Origin of the sequence: Acuticoccus sediminis (assembly GCF_003258595.1) — a bacterium.
Lineage (GTDB): Bacteria > Pseudomonadota > Alphaproteobacteria > Rhizobiales > Amorphaceae > Acuticoccus > Acuticoccus sediminis.
In genome coordinates, this window is sequence record NZ_QHHQ01000001.1 from 1864047 (window position 1) to 1880620 (window position 16574).

A 16574-nucleotide genomic window follows, 5' to 3' on the forward strand; every position below is an offset into this window, starting at 1 on the left:
GAGCCTACCACTGATCGAAACGGCGCCATCGTCTCCATTGCTTCTCGCCCACCATGCAGTCGGCGCCCACGCTCATCTGCGGGGCGCTGTGCTGGGCTTTCTGCACCCTCGGCTCGGCCCCTGCAATCTCCAGGATCAGCTTTCGGCGGATCGCCTGACCGAACTGCTCCTTGCTCTCGACGGTGATCATGAACGAGCCCATGCCGCCGATCACGCAGTTGTTGTAGTACTCGTCCAGGTTCTCGATCTGGAAGAAGTCGCCGCGGATGCGCTGCTTGATCATGATCGGCAGCCCGTTGATGGTGATGCCCTGGCGGATCACCTTGTCCCGCGCGTCGGTCACCATCGGACCCATGTTGTTGGGGCCGTCGCCGGAGATGTCGATCACGCGGCGGAAACCGTCGATGCCGTTGTCGAAGAGGGCGGCGCTGAGGAGGAGGGCGCTCGAGATCGAGGTGCGGCGCATACGCCCGATCGAGGCCTCGGAGAGGGCCGTGGCGAAGGCCTCGGCCTCCGCCTGGCTGCTGATGATCGTCCACGGGACGACGGTGCGTTGCAGGCCGACCCCGGCCCACTCCACATAGGTGACGGCGATCCGTCCCCAGTCGCCCCGACGGATTTCGGTGACGACCTGCGGATCGCGGATGGCGTTGACGTAACCCTCCCGCTGGAGGCGTTGCTCGTCGAGGTCCATCGACCACGACACGTCGACGGCGAGAACGAGCTCCACGTCGACCACGGGAGGGATGTCCTGAGGCCAAGCGGCCGGTATTGAAGTCAGACTGAGGAAGAAGGCAGATACGATCGCGCGCAGCATCCCAGACTCCACATGCAATGGACAGAATGGATCACCCTTGGGGCGTGCCTTAGCCGTCTATGCGACCTTCATACCAAGGTGACCTGACCGTTGGTGGTGGTCAACGCAACCAAAGGGTTACATGACACGACCGGAGGCCACTTCCGAGCCGAACAGACCCCTGCGGTCGGGGTGGACGACGGGTGCGTGCGCCACCGCCGCCGCCAAGTCCGCGTACGCCGCGCTGCTGCTGGGTTCCTTCGAGGATCCTGTCACAATCGCTTTACCACGCGGTGGATCAGCAGCGTTTGCCCTCGCGTATGAGTTGCGCGAGGGGGATACAGCCACAGCGGGTGTCATCAAGGACGCCGGCGACGATCCGGACGTCACCCACGGCGCGCTCATCCTCGCCACCGTCCGCCCGTGCGACACGGGTGTGACATTTCGCGCGGGGAAAGGCGTCGGCACGGTGACGCGCGCCGGACTGCCGGTGCCGGTCGGCGAACCGGCGATCAATCCGGTCCCGCGGGCGATGATCACGACCGCCCTCACCGAGGTGGCGGACCGGCGCGGCATCCCCGTCGGCGCCGAGGTCACGATCTCGATCCCGGGCGGCGAGGCGCTGGCGCAGAAGACGTGGAACCCGCGTCTCGGGATCGTCGGCGGCCTCTCCGTGCTCGGCACCACCGGGATCGTCACGCCCTACTCCTGCTCGGCCTGGATCCATTCGATCCACCGCGGCATCGACGTCGCCCGCGCGGCCGGGCTCGGCCATATCGCCGCCGCGACCGGCTCGACGTCGGAGAAGGCGGCGCAGGCCGCGCTCGGCCTGCCGGACATGGCGATGATCGACATGGGGGACTTCGCCGGCGGCGTCCTCAAGTACCTGCGTCACCACCCGGTGCCGCGCCTCACCATCGCCGGCGGCTTCGCCAAGCTCGCCAAGCTTGCGGCGGGGGCCATGGATCTGCATTCCTCGCGGAGCCAGGTGGACCACGCGCGGCTCGCCGCCTGGGCGCTGGAGGCGGGCGGCGGCGAGGCGACAGCCGCGGCCGTCGCCGCGGCGCCGACGGCGATGGCCGCGCTCGAGATCGCCCGGCAGCACGGCATCGACCTCGCCGCGACCGTCGCCCGGCACGCGGGGGAGGCGGCGAGGGAACGTCTCGACGGGGCATCCGTTGGCGTTGACGTAATGGTGGTGGATCGCTCGGGGCATATCGTGGCGCATGGCTAGAATTCTGCTCCTCGGCGGGACCGAGGAGGCCCGTCGGGTCGCCGAAATGCTGGACGAGAAGGGGGCGAGCTTCATCGTCTCGCTGGCGAGCGCGTCGGCCTCGCCCTACCCGGGGCCGGAGCGGCGCGGCGGCTTCGGCGGCGAGGACGCCATGGTGCGCTACCTCGAGAACGAGGGCGTCGAGGTGGTGGCGGACGCGACGCACCCCTTCGCGGCCGAGATCAGCCCGATGGCCAAGCGCGCCGCCAAACGCGCCAAGGTGCGCTATCTCCGCCTGGAACGCCGGCCCTGGCGCCGCTCGGCGGCCGACCGGTGGATCGACGTCCGCTCGCTGGAGGAGGCGGCCGCCGCGCTCGACAACGGCTCGGACGTCTTCCTGACGGTGGGGGCGCACAGCCTCCAGCCGTTCCTGATGCGGCGCGACCTGCGGCTCGTCGTGCGCACGATCGAGAAGCCCGACCTCGGCACGCGGCGCGACGTGACCGTCATCCGCGACCGCGGTCCGTTCAGCATCGAGGACGAGCGGGCGCTCTTCGCCAGGTACCAGTTCGACGCGATGGTGACGAAGAACTCCGGCGGCGACGCGACCGCGGCGAAGCTCGTCGCCGCGCGCGAGCGGCGGATGCTCGTCTACATGGTGCAGCGCCCGCGCGGCCAGCCGTGGGTCAACTGCCGCACGCCCGAGCAGCTCGTCCGTCGCCTGCGCTGGTACATTTGAGGTGATTCCCGGAGGAAGGGACCTGAGCGGGCGCCGGGCGGGCGCAGGGCCGCGGGCAGGCGCGGCCGCTCAGCCCCGGTGATCCAGCGCGGTCCGGGCGAGCGCGTCGACGACCCGCGCCAGGATCGCGCCGATGCGCGCGCCCCCGTCCGGGTCGAGCGCGAAGGGCGGCGCCTCCTCCATGTAGAGGGACTGGGCCATCTCGATCTGCACCGCGTGGATGTTGTTCGTCGGGCGCCCGTGTCGGCGGACCGTCCAGCCGCCGCGGAAGCGCCCGTTCAGCACGGTCTCCCCGTTCTCCCGGAAGAGCCGCGTCGCGACCTCCTCGAAGCGGCCGCCGCAGGTCCTGGTGTAGTCGGTGCCGACGTTGAACGGCGTCAGCGTGCCCTCGAAGAGGTGCGGGATCACCGAGCGGATCGAGTGGACGTCGAGGAGCACCGCGATGCCGTGCCTGTCCCTCAGCCGCGCAAGCTCGCCCGCGAGCGCGTCGTGGTAGGGCGCATGGTACGAGAAGCGCCGCTCGTCGACGTCCGCCACCGTCGGCTCGCGCCCCTCCTTCCAGATCGCGCGGCCGTCGAAGTCGGTGAGGGGGACGAGGGCGGTCGTCGCCTGGCCCGGGTAGAGGGACGTCCCGCCCGGGTCGCGGTTGGCGTCGATCACGTAGCGGTGGAAACCGGCCTTGATGACGCTCGCCGGCCCCCCGATCCCGTCGACGATCGTGTCGAGGTGCCAGTCGGCGTCGGCGAGCAGGGCGCCGTTCTCGTCGAGGCGTTCGGCGATGGCGTCAGGCACGTTGAGGGAGGCGTGCGGGACCGACACGAGGACGGGGCCCTCGCCCTCGGTCAATCGGAACGGCGTCGTCATCGGGCGGGCATGGTGGTGGCACGGGACATTGATGGAACTCCAGCGGCGCGAGACCGGCCGCCTTCGCCGGCGGTCACGCGATGATTGGTTTGGCGGCGGCGAGGCCGGATGCGGCGGACCGGTCGGTTTCGAACTCGCTTTCGAGCCATGGGACGTTCCCCGTCGGACCGGAGCACCGCAGACCGGACTCTGGTGGCGAGGGCGCCGGCCGATCCGGCCGACGAAGCCCGCCGGCCGGGCCGAGCCCTGCGCCCTGCTGGCGACCGGCACGGCGACGTACGCGCCGGGCCTCGGGGCCATCCCCGCGGCGAACTCACTCCGGCGCCGCATGGTCCGTCAAGGGGACGCCGACGCAGTCCGCGACCGCGGCACCCACAGACGGCGGGCGGCGTACGGCTGTCGGCAGGACGATCCGCGGCTATGACCGCGCCGCCGCCCTCCGGCCGGCCGCGGAGCCGGTGAACGCCGACATCCTGCTCCCCGCGCTTCCCGACGTCCACAGCCATCGGGCGCCGCGGGGGCTCGGGCTTCACCAAGGAACAGGGGCGTCGCCTGTTCCTCGGACCCAGCCGTCGCTGATTGAAGCCCTGAGGCGGGAGGAGGCGCCGCGCAAGGCACACTGCGTTCTTCGGCCTTGCACGGCGCCTCCTCCCGCCTCCTGACGGGCTTCAGCGACGGCTGGCTCCAAGGAACAGGCTCGGGATCCGCCGTGCCCGCGGCGGCGCGGGGCGGCGGCGCCGCAGGGAGGGCAAGGCCGGTGGAGGTGATCCCGGGGCTCAGACGTTGCGGGCCTTGTCCATCAGGGCGATCAGCTCCATCAGTTTGACGCGCCGGGCGTCGGAGTCGTCCGCCGCCATCGCGTCGTCGACACAGTGGCGCGCATGGTCCTCGAGCAGCAGCTTGTCGACACCCTTGAGGGCCGAGCGGATCGCGGCCGTCTGCGCCAGCACGTCGGCGCACGTGCGTTCCTCCTCGACCATGCGCGTCACGCCCCGCACCTGGCCCTCGAGGCGCGCCAGGCGTCGCAGCACCGCGCTCTTGTTGTCCGCCTCGTCCATCGTCCTGCCTGGTTGGTCGATCCGTCCTTCGCTGACCGGAGCCGGGAGTGTAACCGATCACACGGTGTTCGCAGGGGGCCGAACCGGGATTTCCGTCCCCGGAAGGGGCGCCGCCGGGCGGGCTGTGACCGATATGGCCCGGCCGGGACATGCGCCCGGGGAGCGTTGCCTATCGACAGGGCAGCCGGCGCGGATCCGTCGTTGCATTTCAGGGCCGAGCCGATAGATACGGGGTCCTGCTTACCTGCATCCGTGGGCAGAGATTGAGCGAGTGCAATGATTACAATCACCTTCCCCGATGGCGCCACGCGTGAGTTCGAGGCCGGCGTGACCGGCGCCGACATCGCCGCGTCCATCTCCAAGTCGCTGGCCAAGAAGGCCGTCGCGATGGTCGTCGACGGGTCCCTCTCGGACCTTGCCGACCCCATCGACCACGACGCGCGCCTCAAGATCGTCACCCGGACGGACGACGAAGCGCTGGAGCTCATCCGTCACGACGCCGCGCACGTGATGGCCGAGGCCGTCCAGGCGCTGTGGCCGGGCACGCAGGTGACCATCGGCCCCGTCATCAAGGACGGCTTCTACTACGACTTCTATCGCGACACGCCCTTCTCCACCGACGATCTGGCGAAGATCGAGGCGAAGATGCGCGAGATCATCCAGCGCAACGCCCCCTTCACCAAGGAGGTCCGCTCGCGCGACGAGGTCCGCGAGATCTTCCGGGAGATGGGCGAGGGCTTCAAGGTCGAGCTGGTCGACGCCATCCCCGAGGACCAGGACGTCAAGCTCTACCGCCAGGGCGAATGGTTCGACCTCTGCCGCGGCCCGCACATGACCTCGACGGGCCACATCGGCGACGCCTTCAAGCTGATGCGCGTCGCCGGTGCCTACTGGCGCGGCGATTCGAACCGCGAGCAGCTGACGCGCATCTACGGCACCGCCTGGGCCGACAAGAAGGGCCTCGACGCCTATCTCCACATGCTGGAAGAGGCCGAGAAGCGCGACCACCGCCGCCTCGGCCGGGAGATGAACCTCTTCCACTTCCAGGAGGAGGCGCCCGGCGCCGTGTTCTGGCACGAGAAGGGCTGGCGCGTCTTCCAGTCGCTCATCTCGTATATCCGCCGGCGCAACGACGCCGCCGGGTACCACGAGGTGAACACGCCCGAGCTGATGGACATCTCGCTGTGGCAGGCCTCCGGTCACGCCGAGAAGTTTGCCGACAACATGTACATGACCCAGACGCCGGACGAGCGCACCTACGCGATCAAGCCGATGAACTGTCCGGGCCACGTCCAGGTGTTCAAGAACGGGCTGCGCTCCTACCGCGAGCTGCCGCACAAGGTCGCCGAGTTCGGCAAGGTCCACCGCTACGAGGCCTCGGGCGCGCTCCACGGCCTGATGCGCGTGCGTGCCTTCACCCAGGACGACGCCCACGTCTTCTGCACCGAGGAGCAGATCGCGGCCGAGTGCCTGAAGATGAACGACCTCATCCTCTCGATCTACGAGGACTTCGGCTTCGAGGACGTCATCATCAAGTTCTCCGACCGGCCCGAGGTCCGCGTGGGCGAGGACGCGGTCTGGGACAAGGCCGAGAAGGCGCTCATCGACGTGCTGAACTCGACCGGCCGGCCGTGGTCGACCAACGTCGGCGAGGGCGCGTTCTACGGCCCGAAGCTCGAGTACACGCTGCGTGACGCCATCGGCCGCGAGTGGCAGTGCGGTACCGTGCAGGTGGACCTCAACATGCCGGGTCGCCTCGGCGCCTTCTACATCGGCGCCGACGGCGAGAAGCACACGCCTGTCATGCTGCACCGGGCGATGGTCGGCTCGCTGGAGCGCTTCTTCGGCATCCTGATCGAGCATTTCGCCGGCCACATGCCGATGTGGCTGTCACCGATGCCGGTCATGGTGGCAACCATCGTGTCGGACGTCGACGTCTATGCCGTCGAGGTCCGCAAGGCCCTGGAAGCCGCCGGGATCCACGCCGAGACCGATCTTCGCAACGAGAAGATCAACTACAAGGTCCGCGAGCACTCCGCCGCCAAGGTGCCGGTGATCGCCGTCGTCGGCGCCCGCGAGGCGGAGGAGAAGACCGTCAACGTGCGCCGCCTCGGCTCGCGGGAATCGACGACGATGTCCCTCGACGCCTTCGTCGCGATGATCGCCGATGAGGTCACGCCTCCGGACGTGCGCCGCGTCGCGGCCGCCCGCAGCCGCGCGGCGGGCGCCAGGGACCAGCGCATCGACGTGGTCGAGGTGTTCGAGGGCTTCGTCGTCAACGACGCGGTCCTGGGCCGCTCGTCCGACGTCTTCGCCACCCGCGAGGAGGCGGTCGAGACCGCCCGCCGCATCCTCGCCGAGCGCGGCGGCGGCACCGTCTCGATCTCCACGCTCGCCGGGGAGACTGACCGCCACAGCGTCGAGGGGGCCGACGCCGCCGAGTAAGCCGCCGCCGCATCGCACCCGCGGAAGGACCGGCGCCCCGCGCGCCGGTCCCTTCGCGTGCCGCCGGACGGGTGGTTCCGGGTGCGTGCGCCGGTGGCCGCAACCTCCCCGGGAGGGGCGGCACATTTCGGCCCTATTCCCACGAATTGGTGATCACCCGGCGCCCCCGCACGGGTGACATCGGGCGTTTCCTGCGGTTTGCTGCCTGCGATTTCAGTTCGGAGGTTTCAGCATGGCGCCCGTGGTCCGGCCCCTGGCCATCCTTTTGACCCTTCTGGCCTTCGTTTCGGCCAGCGGATCGGCGCGGGCGCAGGATCGGCCCTGGCTCACCGACGTCGCCGACGAGGTGCGCGACCTGGCGCTGCAGACCTCCTGCTTCGGCGGCCGTCCGCCGCAGACGCTCTACGTTCTCGGCGTCAGCGGCTCGCGCGATCTCGTCGACGAGGCGGACCAGACCGACATCCTCGGCTCGATCACCGCCGAGCTCGGCGACCGTACGCGCATGCGCATTACGAAGGCGGACACGTTCCAGATCATCGCCGGCGCCGCGTCGGGCACGGGCGAGCCGCAGGCCCAGGAGATCCGCGACCTGATCAGCCGCGCCGACCGCGCCGACATCACCGTCACGCTCCGCCCCTTCCGCCGCAACGCCGACAAGCTGTCCGCCGAGGTGATCCTGTGGGCGCGCAACTCGGCCGAGGGGAAGGGGATCACCTGCACGCCGTCGTTCATCGTGCAGATCCCGGTGGGCGATCCGCAGTGCAAGAGCGCGTTCGAGACGGTGCGGCTCGACGGCAGCATCCCCAAGCTGGAGGCCTACACGCTGTTCTTCAGCCACTGCCCGCAGGTCGCGGAGGTGCAGCGCCTCATCGCCGCAACCCGGGCGCAGGAGGCCCAGGCCACCTGCGAGCGCGCCTTCGATGCGGCGGCGCGCGAGAACACCGTCGGCGCCTTCGACACCTTCATCGCCAGCAACCCGGAGTGCCGGCTGGTCGCGACCGCGCGCAGCATCCGCGACCAGCTCGCCCTGCGTCAGGAGGCGCAGCGGCGCTGCGCGGACGGGTTCGAGGCGGCCAAGACCGCCGACACCGCCGACGCCTACGCCCGCTTCGCCGACCAGTCGCCGCAGTGCAACGAGGCCGCGCTCGCCCTGCAGCTCAGCGAGCTGAAGCGCCAGCGGGAGGCGGCGGCCGAGGCGGAGCGCGCCGCCGAGCAGCGTGCGGCCGACCAGAAGGCGCAGGAGAAGCGGGCCGCCGCGGAGCGGGACGCCGAGCGCCTCGAGGCCGAACGGCGCGAGGTTGAGCGGCGCGCGGCCGAGCTCCTCGCCGCCGAGCAACGGGCGGCGGAGCAGCGGGCCGCCGAGCAGCGCGCCGCCGAGCAGAGGGCGGCGGAGGAGCGCGAGGCGGAGCGACGCACCGCCGAGCAGCAGGCCGCCGCTGCCCGGCAGGCGCAGCCGCCCGCGTGGAACCCCCCGCCGCCGCAACAGCCGGTCTACTGCTATGTCGCGGACGTGCGCCCGCCGGACGCGTGGCTGGCGCTGCGCACCCATCCAAGCACCCGTCGCGGCTCCAGCCTGCGGCGACTGCCGTCCGGCACGCCCATCCAGATGCTCGGCGAGCAGAGCGGGAGCTGGCATCGCGTGCGTATCCAGGACGGCACGGTCGGCTGGATCTCGTGGGAAATCGCGCGCTGGATCCGCTGCTAGGCCGGGCGGTCGGGCTGCGTTCTGCACAGTCCCGTGACCGGGACGGGTTGCCGAGATCAGTGCTAGCGCACATATTTGAGCGCCGACGATAGTCGCGGCGCCGTTCGCGCCGCTCCCCGACGGTCGGCCGCCTCACGCGCCGGCTCCCTGAAAGGAAAGGCCGATGGTCACCTACAACATCCTCGACCTGTCGCCGATTCCCGAGGGTGGGACCGCGGCAGACGCTCTCGCCCGGTCCACCGACCTCGCCCAGCACGCGGAACAGTGGGGCTACACGCGCTTCTGGGTCGCTGAGCACCACAACATGCCCGGCATCGCCAGCTCGGCGACGGCGGTCCTCATCGGCCACCTCGCCGCCAATACCAAGACGATCCGGCTCGGCTCCGGCGGAATCATGCTGCCGAACCACGCGCCGCTGATGGTGGCCGAGCAGTTCGGCACGCTCGAGACGCTCTATCCCGGCCGCATCGACCTCGGCCTCGGCCGCGCGCCCGGCACCGACCCGGTGACCACCCGGGCGCTGCGCCGGTACGGCGATCAGGCCGACCAGTTCCCGCAGGACGTCGCCGAGCTCATCGCCTACCTCGACTCCCGCCCCGGCGAGACGCGGGTCAGCGCGATCCCCGGCGCGGGCACCCACGTCCCGGTCTGGATCCTCGGCTCCTCGACCTTCGGGGCGGAGCTCGCGGCGGTGATGGGTCTTCCGTACGCCTTCGCCTCCCACTTCGCGCCGAACATGCTGGAGGACGCGCTCGCGGTGTACCGCCGCAACTTCCGCCCGTCGGACCGGCTCGAGCAGTCCCGCTTCGCGCTGGCGGTCAACGTCTACGCGGCGGACACCGACGAGGAGGCGCAGTACCTGCGTTCCTCGCAGCTTCAGGCGGTGGCGAACCTGCGCAGCGGCAGGCCCGGCCCGCTGCCGCGCCCGGTCCGGGACCTCACCGCCGTGGTGAGCCCCAACGTCATGCCGCTCGTCGAGGGAATGCAGCGCTTCTCCGCCGTCGGCTCGCCCGCGACGGTGCGCCGGACGCTCGCCAACATGATCGCCCACTACGAGCCGGACGAGATCTTCGTCGTCGCGGCGATCCACGACCACGAGGCGCGGCTGAAGTCCATGCGGATGGCGGCTGAGGTGCTGGCCGATCTTCCGGCCGCGGCGGCGGCCGAGTAGGCCCCGGAATCGACAAACCGGCCGGCGCCGGCCATTGAATGGGGCAAGACCAGTCTGGAGCCGGCCCTTGCCCCCACGCCATCGACCCGACGCCGCCGCCCGGTGGCGCCAGCCGGCCGCATGACAGATCAATTGTTCGACCAATTGTCAGACCGCCCCGTGCCGGCGCGCCCCGCCGACGCGCCGGCGACCCTCTTCCAGCGCAGCGTCGGCGAGGCGGCGGTGACCGTCGCCGACAAGGGCGGGCGCGTCACGACGCCGACGGTGCGTCAGGCCGGCTCGGCCAAGCTCCGCTTCCCGCGGATGGCCCCCGGCAGCGACAGCGTCGAGGCGCTGATCCTCAACATCTCCGGCGGCCTCGTCAGCGGCGACCGCTTCCGCACAGAGATGGCGGCCGAGGCGCATACCCTCACCGTCGCGACCCTCGCCTGCGAGCGCGTCTATCGCTGCGAGGACGGGCCCGCGGAGGTCCTCCAGGTCGTGCGGGCGGGGGAGGGCGGCACGGTGCGCCACCTGCCGCAGCCGACGATCCTGTTCGAGGGGGCGAAGCTGCGCCGCCGCACGCTGGTGGACCTCGCCGAAGGGGGGGGCCTCACCCTTTGCGAGGGCCTCGTGCTGGGCCGCGCCGCGATGGGCGAGCGCGTCACCACCGCCGACGTGCGCGACCGCATCGAGGTGCGCATCGCCGGCCGGCTCGTCTACGTCGACGCCTTCGGCCTCACCGACGAGGTCATCGCCCGCGCGTCCGGGCCGGCGGCGCTGGACGGGGCGCGCGGCGTCGGGCTGGTGCTCCACGTCGGCGGCGGGACGGCCGACACGGCGCGCGCGGCGCTCGACGGCGCCAATGCCCGCTGGGGAGCGAGCACCATGGGCGCCTTGACGGTGGTCCGGGTTCTTGCGCCGGACCACACAAGTTTGCAGGATGCGCTCGGCCGGGCTTCAGTCGCGTTGTCCGGCGCGCCGCTGCCGCGCGCATGGCAGCTCTAGTGCAGGCGCGCGGTCCTCGCGGCCTGCTTCATCGTGGGACGACCGCATGAACCTTTCGCCGCGGGAGAAGGACAAGCTCCTCATTTCCGTCGCCGCCGACGTAGCGCGCCGCCGGCGCGAACGCGGCGTGAAGCTGAACTACCCCGAGGCGATCGCCCTGATCTCCGACTTCGTGATGGAAGGCGCCCGCGACGGACGCTCCGTCGCCGACCTGATGGAGGCCGGCGCCGCCGTGGTGCCGAAGGAAGCCGTCATGGAAGGCATCGCCGAGATGATCCACGACGTGCAGGTCGAGGCCACCTTCCCGGACGGCACCAAGCTCGTCACCGTCCACAATCCCATCCGGTAGGGCGCCGTGCTGAAGCTGAAGCCCAACTGCGAGTGCTGCGACCGGGACCTGCCGCCGGAATCGCCGGACGCTCGCATCTGCACCTACGAGTGCACCTTCTGCGTCGACTGCGTCGAGGGGCCGCTCGGCGGCACCTGTCCGAACTGCGGCGGCGAGCTCGTCCGCCGTCCGGTGCGTCCGCCGCACATGCTGGCGAGGCATCCCGCGTCCACCGAACGCGTCCTCGGCTCGAAGCCGGAGTGCGTCGCTCTCAGAGGTGCAGCATGATCCCCGGCGAAATCATCACTCCGGACGGCGACATCGAGCTGAACGCCGGCGCCGACGTCGTCGAGGTGCTCGTCGCCAACACCGGCGACCGCCCGATCCAGGTCGGCTCGCACTACCATTTCTACGAGACGAACGCGGCGCTCTCCTTCGACCGGGAGGCGGCGCGCGGGCGGCGGCTCGACATTCCGTCAGGCTCGGCGACCCGGTTCGAGCCGGGGCAGGAGCGCACGGTGCGCCTCATCCCGTACCTCGGGGCACGGATCGTGCACGGTTTCAACGCGAAGGTGGCCGGCCCGCTCGACTGATCCCCGGTCCGCGCCCCCTCCAGCAAAAACGGGAGGCTCAGCCATGTGCGGACAATGCGTGATCGACAACGTGCGGCAATCGATGATGAGCCGCCGCAGCCTGCTCCTGGGCGCTGCGGCGACCGGCGCGGCGGCGGCCGCACTCGGCACGCCGCGCCCGGCGCTGGCCCAGACGGCCGAGGCGGGCGGCGTCTCCGGCCGCTTCTCCGGCGTCGCCGATCTGACCCATACCCTGGTGCCGGACTTCCCGACTTTCTCCGGCAAGCCGCAGTTCGAGGCCAACCAGGTCTACTTCCGCGACAAGGACGGCTATAACCTCTCGATCCTCACCATCGACGAGCACACCGGCACCCACGTCGACGCCCCGCTCCACTTCTCGACGGACGGGCAGTCGGTGGACGAGATCCCGGTCGCCAACCTCGTCGCGCCGCTGGTGATCGTCGACATCGCCGCCCGGGCGGCCGACGACGCCGATGCGCAGGTGACGCCCGACGACCTCAAGGCCTGGATCTCCGCCAACGGCGAGATGCCGGACCGGTGCTGCGTCGCGATGCACTCCGGCTGGGCGGAGAAGGTCGGCGGCGACGGCTTCCGCAACGCCGACGGCGACGGCGTGATGCATTTCCCCGGCTTCCATCCGGAAGCGGCGGCGATGCTGATGGAGGAGACCGGCGCCATCGGCATCGGGGTCGACACATTGTCGCTGGACCACGGCGCGTCGGCCGATTTCGGGACCCACAACTCTTGGCTCCCGACCAACCGCTGGGGCGTCGAATGCCTCGCCGGGCTGGGCGCGTTGCCGGCGAGCGGGGCGATGATCGTCCTCGGCGCACCCAAGCACAAGGGCGGCTCCGGCGGTCCGGCGCGCGTCTTCGCGCTGACGAAGGCCGCGTAACGGCAAGGGGTTGGCGAGGGCGTCCCCCGATCCCATGTGGCTGGCGTCACAGGGGCGGGGCATGCACATCTTCGTTTCGGGCGCTGGCCCGGTAGGGCTGTCGGCCGCGATCGCGCTGGCAGCCCGCGGCTACCAGGTCACCATCGCCGACCGCGAGGTCGGGCTGACCGATCAGGCCCGCGCCGTCGGCGTCAATCGCAATACCCTGTCGCTGCTGACCCACTGCGGCGCCGCGGCGCGTGTCCTGGAGGAGGCGCAGCGCGTCCGCAGCGTGCGGTTCCTTCAGGGCGAGACGCTCCTGACGCGCCTCAAGGTGCCGGGGCAGGACAAGCGCCTCCCGACGCTGGTCGCGCTGCCGCAGAGCGAGACCGAGCGGATCCTCGCCGAGACCCTCGCGCGGTATGCGATCGACGTCCTCTGGCAGCACGAGACGACGGCGCTGACCCAGTCGGACGCCGGCGTCGAGGCGACGCTGACGCACGTCGGGACGGGTGAGACGCGCGCCGTCAGCGCCGACTACGCGTTCGGGGCGGACGGCTCCCACTCGGCCGTGCGGCGGCTCCTCGACATCGACTTTCCCGGCCGGCAGGTCGGCGGCACATGGAGCGTCGCCGACGCCGAGTGCGATTTTCCCTGGCCGGAGCAGGCCTGCGCGGTGCTGTCGGACGTCTGCGAGGTGGCGTTCATGATCACCATCGGCGCGGGGCGCTACCGCCTCATCGCCAACCACCCGGACGTCCTCGAGACCGCGCGGCGGCTGATGCCCGTGAACCGGGTGATCAGCGACAACGCATTCCACGTCGACCTCCGCGTCGCCGAGGTCATGGGCAAGGGCCGCGTCGCGCTGGGCGGAGATGCCGCGCATGTCCACTCGCCGGTCGGCGGCCGGGGCATGAACCTGGGCATCGCCGACGCCTTCGCCTTCGCCGAGGCGGTGGAGCACGGCGACATGGCGCACTATCGTGCCGAACGTCTCGCCGCGGCCCATCGCGTGGTGCGCTGGACGGACCGCGCCTATCGCGCGCTGACGGCGACCTCCTCGATCGGGGTGTTCGCCCGCAATTCGGCGTTGCGAACGGTCGGTTTCTTATCGGGATTGCGAACTTAGTCGCATCGGACCCCTGCCCGCGAGTGGCGGGGATCGTGGGGCGGGTCTACCCTGACCACCCTCGACGAACCGCCGCCGCACCGGACGCCTTGCGGTGCGGCCGGCGGACGACCCCGCCGCCTTCGTGGCCTCTGACGGGCCGCTGGCGGCTTCAACCAAGGCGCAATGAAAGGAAAGAGGCATGAGCGGAAGCCTGCCCCTTCTCATCGACCCCGAGTGGCTCGCCGGCGAGCTCGGCGCGCCCGACCTGAAGATCCTCGACTGCACCGTGCAGATCGAGCCCAATCCTGCCGGAGGCGCGCCCGTCAACCGCCCCGACCGTGCCGCCTTCGAGACCGCGCACCTGCCCGGCGCGCAGTTCGCCGACCTGGTGAACGACCTCTCCGACACGTCGAATCGCTTCGCCTTCGCGGTTCCGAGCCAGGAGTCGTTCGCGGCCGCGATGTCGGCGCTCGGCGTGAACGACGGCGATCGGGTGGTCCTCTACTCGACCGGCAATCCCTGGTGGGCGACGCGCGCCTGGTGGCTGCTGCGCCTCTTCGGCTACAACGAGGCGGGCGTGCTCGACGGCGGCATCAGGGCGTGGACAGCGGCCGGCCTGCCGGTCGAGAGCGGCCCGGCACCGGAGCCGGCGCCCGGGACCTTCACCGCCAGGCCGCCGCGCCCGCTGATCGCCACCAAGGACGACGTCCTCGCCGCCATCGAGCGGGGGGAGACCTGCACGATCAACGCGCTTCCCGCGGCCAACTTCCGCGGCGAGGTGGGGCCGGGGCGGATCGCCGGGAGCGTCAGCGTGCCGGGCGTCGGCATGACCGACCCGCAGACCGGCCGCTTCCTGCCGCTCGACGACATCCGCCGGCAGCTCGAGTCGGTGGGGGCGTTCGAGAAGCAGGTCATCTCCTACTGCGGCGGCGGAATCACCGCGACGATCATCCCGTTCATGATGGCGCGCCTCGGCGGTCCCGAGCCGCTCGTCTACGACCACTCGCTCCAGGAGTGGGCGTCCGACAAGAGCATGCCGATGGAGCGCGGCTGACCGGATTTCGGCGGCCGGGGGAGGGGAGGCGCCCACCTCCGGCCGTCTCCCGCGGCCGACGTTTCGGCGGCGCCGGGCCGACTCGGACCCGATACCGTGAGCGCGAATGGCGGAGGCCGGTCCATTCCGGCAGTATGGTTAGTAATTGCGCCGGTCGCGCGCCGCGTACGCCTTGCGGCAATTCGATCCTTGTTCAACGCCTCGGCATGGCGCCGCGGAACGCATCGGCCGTGCGCCGGATATGCGCCGACAGGGTCATTTCATTGAATTCGCGGCGCTTTCGACCCGGCCTGTAGCCGCCGTGACATTCTTGCCGATCCCGTTACAAAACGTCGTCGTTCAGTGACGCAGCGTCCATCTTTCGCAACTGACACGCTTCCGGTTACGCACCCTTAACGCCACCCGGTCACAAAAACGGGTGACGGGGCTGGACGTCTGTCGGACGCCGCCATGACCGACCCGATCGCCGCAGCCACGTCGCCAGAAACCGATGAGGCGTGCCGTGAGCGTGATGCGTTTGAGAGCTTTGGAGCAAATCCTCGACGATCCTTCGGTGCTGTTCGCCCGCCGGGCGATGGCGACGATGGTCGGCCTGGGACTCATCGGACTGTCGGTCGTGCTGGCCGTGGCGCTGGCGACCTGGACGGTGTCGGATCCGAGCTTCACCCACGCGACCGACGCGCCCGTGCAGAACGCGATGGGCTCCTTCGGCGCGGCCTTCGCCGATCCGGTGATGCAGCTCTTCGGCGTCGCCGCGCCGCTCCTCATCCTGCCGCTGCCGCTCTGGGGCTTGCGTCTCGTCTCCGGACGTCCGGTGGGGTGGACGCCGGGGCGCGTCAGCGCCGGGATCGCCGCGCTGATCCTCGCGCCGGGCTTCGTCAACGTCTTCCCCGTCACCGAGACGTGGCCGCTGCCGCTGGGCCTCGGCGGCGTCATCGGCAGCGTGCACAACTTCGTGTGGGCGGACGTCTTCGGGATCTCTTCGGGTTGGGTGCTCGGCTTCATCGGCGGCGTCACCGGTCTGGTGGCCGCCGTGGCGCTGGTCTCGGCGATCGCGCCGGCGCGCCGCCGTGAGCGCCCCGCCGACCTCGGCTTCACGATCCACCGCAGCCGCGTCGCGCCCGACGAGTACGGCCTCGACGACACCGACACCTATGAGGGCGACGCCGCCTCGCGCCTCGCCGAGCTCTACGGGGCGGCGACGCATCAGGTGATGATGTGGCGCACGCGCCTCGTCGGCCCGAAGCTGCGCCGGCGCAAGACCTCGGCCAAGCGGACCGCGCCGCGCACGACGTTGCGCGAGGCGCTGGAGGATGCGCCGGACGCCGTCCAGGACCAGGACGTCTACCGTCCGCGCCGGGGCGAGCGGTCCCGGGCCGTGGCCGACACGACGCCGCAGTTCGATTTCGACCGCGAGGACGACTACACGCTCGAGGACGAGTTCGAGCCGCAGGACGACTTCGGCTTCGAGGACGAGCCGGCGCCCGCTCCGCGCCAGCGCCAGGAGCCGCCGGTAGAGACCGCCCGCCGCGCGCCCGAGCCGGCCCGCCGCGCCGGGTCCGAGCGGGGCCGCCGCCCTGCGCCCGCCGAGAGGGCCGAGCCGGAGCCGCAGCGCCGCACCTCGCGCCGCAGCGAG

The 16574-nt window shown here is 71.0% G+C and carries 16 protein-coding genes; 13 read left to right on the plus strand and 3 right to left on the minus strand.

Features of this window, described 5'->3' with window-relative positions; translation table 11 throughout:
* Window positions 1-4: 4 nt before the first annotated feature.
* On the minus strand, window positions 5-739 hold the full coding sequence (locus tag DLJ53_RS08195) for a DUF1194 domain-containing protein (RefSeq protein WP_226575175.1): 735 nt from the start codon (window positions 737-739) through the stop codon (window positions 5-7).
* A 199-nt stretch (window positions 740-938) separates the two neighbouring features.
* On the opposite strand from DLJ53_RS08195, the gene DLJ53_RS08200 reads away from it, so the two are divergent.
* Window positions 939-2030, plus strand: coding sequence for a cobalt-precorrin-5B (C(1))-methyltransferase (locus DLJ53_RS08200; RefSeq protein ID WP_111343868.1), 1092 nt, complete (start codon window positions 939-941; stop codon window positions 2028-2030).
* Window positions 2023-2748, plus strand: coding sequence for a cobalt-precorrin-6A reductase (locus tag DLJ53_RS08205; RefSeq protein ID WP_111343870.1), 726 nt, complete (start codon window positions 2023-2025; stop codon window positions 2746-2748). The genes DLJ53_RS08200 and DLJ53_RS08205 overlap by 8 nt, the downstream gene beginning before the upstream one ends.
* 69 nt (window positions 2749-2817) lie before the next feature.
* On the opposite strand, the gene hutG is transcribed toward DLJ53_RS08205, so the two are convergent.
* A complete protein-coding gene (hutG, locus tag DLJ53_RS08210; RefSeq protein ID WP_111343872.1) occupies window positions 2818-3612 on the minus strand; it encodes an N-formylglutamate deformylase in 795 nt (264 codons plus the stop codon).
* A 776-nt stretch (window positions 3613-4388) separates the two neighbouring features.
* Entirely contained in the window at window positions 4389-4670 is a 282-nt protein-coding gene (locus DLJ53_RS08215) for a metal-sensitive transcriptional regulator (protein ID WP_111343874.1), read from the minus strand.
* Window positions 4671-4946: 276 nt separating this feature from the next.
* On the opposite strand from DLJ53_RS08215, the gene thrS reads away from it, so the two are divergent.
* The 11 genes from thrS to DLJ53_RS08270 all read left to right on the plus strand — a co-directional run.
* Complete coding sequence (gene thrS / locus DLJ53_RS08220) at window positions 4947-7115, plus strand: threonine--tRNA ligase (protein WP_202913029.1); 2169 nt, start codon at window positions 4947-4949, stop codon at window positions 7113-7115.
* A gap of 232 nt (window positions 7116-7347) precedes the next feature.
* Window positions 7348-8820: an SH3 domain-containing protein gene (locus tag DLJ53_RS08225; RefSeq protein WP_111343876.1), complete on the plus strand. Its 1473-nt coding sequence runs from the start codon at window positions 7348-7350 to the stop codon at window positions 8818-8820.
* 163 nt (window positions 8821-8983) lie between these two features.
* Window positions 8984-9991 carry an LLM class flavin-dependent oxidoreductase gene (locus DLJ53_RS08230; RefSeq protein ID WP_111343878.1) on the plus strand — a complete coding sequence of 336 codons (1008 nt, stop codon included), beginning with the start codon at window positions 8984-8986 and terminating at the stop codon, window positions 9989-9991.
* A gap of 159 nt (window positions 9992-10150) precedes the next feature.
* Window positions 10151-10978, plus strand: coding sequence for an urease accessory protein UreD (locus tag DLJ53_RS08235; RefSeq protein WP_162408998.1), 828 nt, complete (start codon window positions 10151-10153; stop codon window positions 10976-10978).
* A gap of 46 nt (window positions 10979-11024) precedes the next feature.
* Entirely contained in the window at window positions 11025-11327 is a 303-nt protein-coding gene (locus DLJ53_RS08240) for an urease subunit gamma (RefSeq protein WP_111343881.1), read from the plus strand.
* Between the two features lie 6 nt (window positions 11328-11333).
* On the plus strand, window positions 11334-11594 hold the full coding sequence (locus DLJ53_RS08245) for a DUF1272 domain-containing protein (protein ID WP_111343883.1): 261 nt from the start codon (window positions 11334-11336) through the stop codon (window positions 11592-11594).
* Window positions 11591-11899 carry an urease subunit beta gene (locus DLJ53_RS08250; RefSeq protein WP_111343885.1) on the plus strand — a complete coding sequence of 103 codons (309 nt, stop codon included), beginning with the start codon at window positions 11591-11593 and terminating at the stop codon, window positions 11897-11899. The genes DLJ53_RS08245 and DLJ53_RS08250 overlap by 4 nt, the downstream gene beginning before the upstream one ends.
* A 43-nt stretch (window positions 11900-11942) precedes the next feature.
* Window positions 11943-12794, plus strand: a complete 852-nt coding sequence (locus DLJ53_RS08255) for a cyclase family protein (RefSeq protein ID WP_111343887.1) — start codon at window positions 11943-11945, stop codon at window positions 12792-12794.
* A gap of 61 nt (window positions 12795-12855) precedes the next feature.
* A complete protein-coding gene (locus DLJ53_RS08260; protein ID WP_162409000.1) occupies window positions 12856-13902 on the plus strand; it encodes an FAD-dependent oxidoreductase in 1047 nt (348 codons plus the stop codon).
* Window positions 13903-14083: 181 nt separating this feature from the next.
* A complete protein-coding gene (locus DLJ53_RS08265; RefSeq protein WP_111343890.1) occupies window positions 14084-14938 on the plus strand; it encodes a sulfurtransferase in 855 nt (284 codons plus the stop codon).
* A 511-nt stretch (window positions 14939-15449) separates the two neighbouring features.
* Window positions 15450-16574, plus strand: a 1125-nt coding sequence (locus DLJ53_RS08270) for a DNA translocase FtsK 4TM domain-containing protein (protein ID WP_244935040.1), incomplete at its 3' end; no start/stop codon positions are given.

Coding starts and splice junctions, on each gene's coding strand:
- DLJ53_RS08200 (WP_111343868.1), top strand. CDS start 939: ATGACACGACCGGAGGCCACTTCCGAGCCGAACAGACCCCTGCGGTCG.
- DLJ53_RS08205 (WP_111343870.1), top strand. CDS start 2,023: ATGGCTAGAATTCTGCTCCTCGGCGGGACCGAGGAGGCCCGTCGGGTC.
- hutG (WP_111343872.1), bottom strand. CDS start 3,612: ATGACGACGCCGTTCCGATTGACCGAGGGCGAGGGCCCCGTCCTCGTG.
- DLJ53_RS08215 (WP_111343874.1), bottom strand. CDS start 4,670: ATGGACGAGGCGGACAACAAGAGCGCGGTGCTGCGACGCCTGGCGCGC.
- thrS (WP_202913029.1), top strand. CDS start 4,947: ATGATTACAATCACCTTCCCCGATGGCGCCACGCGTGAGTTCGAGGCC.
- DLJ53_RS08225 (WP_111343876.1), top strand. CDS start 7,348: ATGGCGCCCGTGGTCCGGCCCCTGGCCATCCTTTTGACCCTTCTGGCC.
- DLJ53_RS08230 (WP_111343878.1), top strand. CDS start 8,984: ATGGTCACCTACAACATCCTCGACCTGTCGCCGATTCCCGAGGGTGGG.
- DLJ53_RS08240 (WP_111343881.1), top strand. CDS start 11,025: ATGAACCTTTCGCCGCGGGAGAAGGACAAGCTCCTCATTTCCGTCGCC.
- DLJ53_RS08250 (WP_111343885.1), top strand. CDS start 11,591: ATGATCCCCGGCGAAATCATCACTCCGGACGGCGACATCGAGCTGAAC.
- DLJ53_RS08255 (WP_111343887.1), top strand. CDS start 11,943: ATGTGCGGACAATGCGTGATCGACAACGTGCGGCAATCGATGATGAGC.
- DLJ53_RS08260 (WP_162409000.1), top strand. CDS start 12,856: ATGCACATCTTCGTTTCGGGCGCTGGCCCGGTAGGGCTGTCGGCCGCG.
- DLJ53_RS08265 (WP_111343890.1), top strand. CDS start 14,084: ATGAGCGGAAGCCTGCCCCTTCTCATCGACCCCGAGTGGCTCGCCGGC.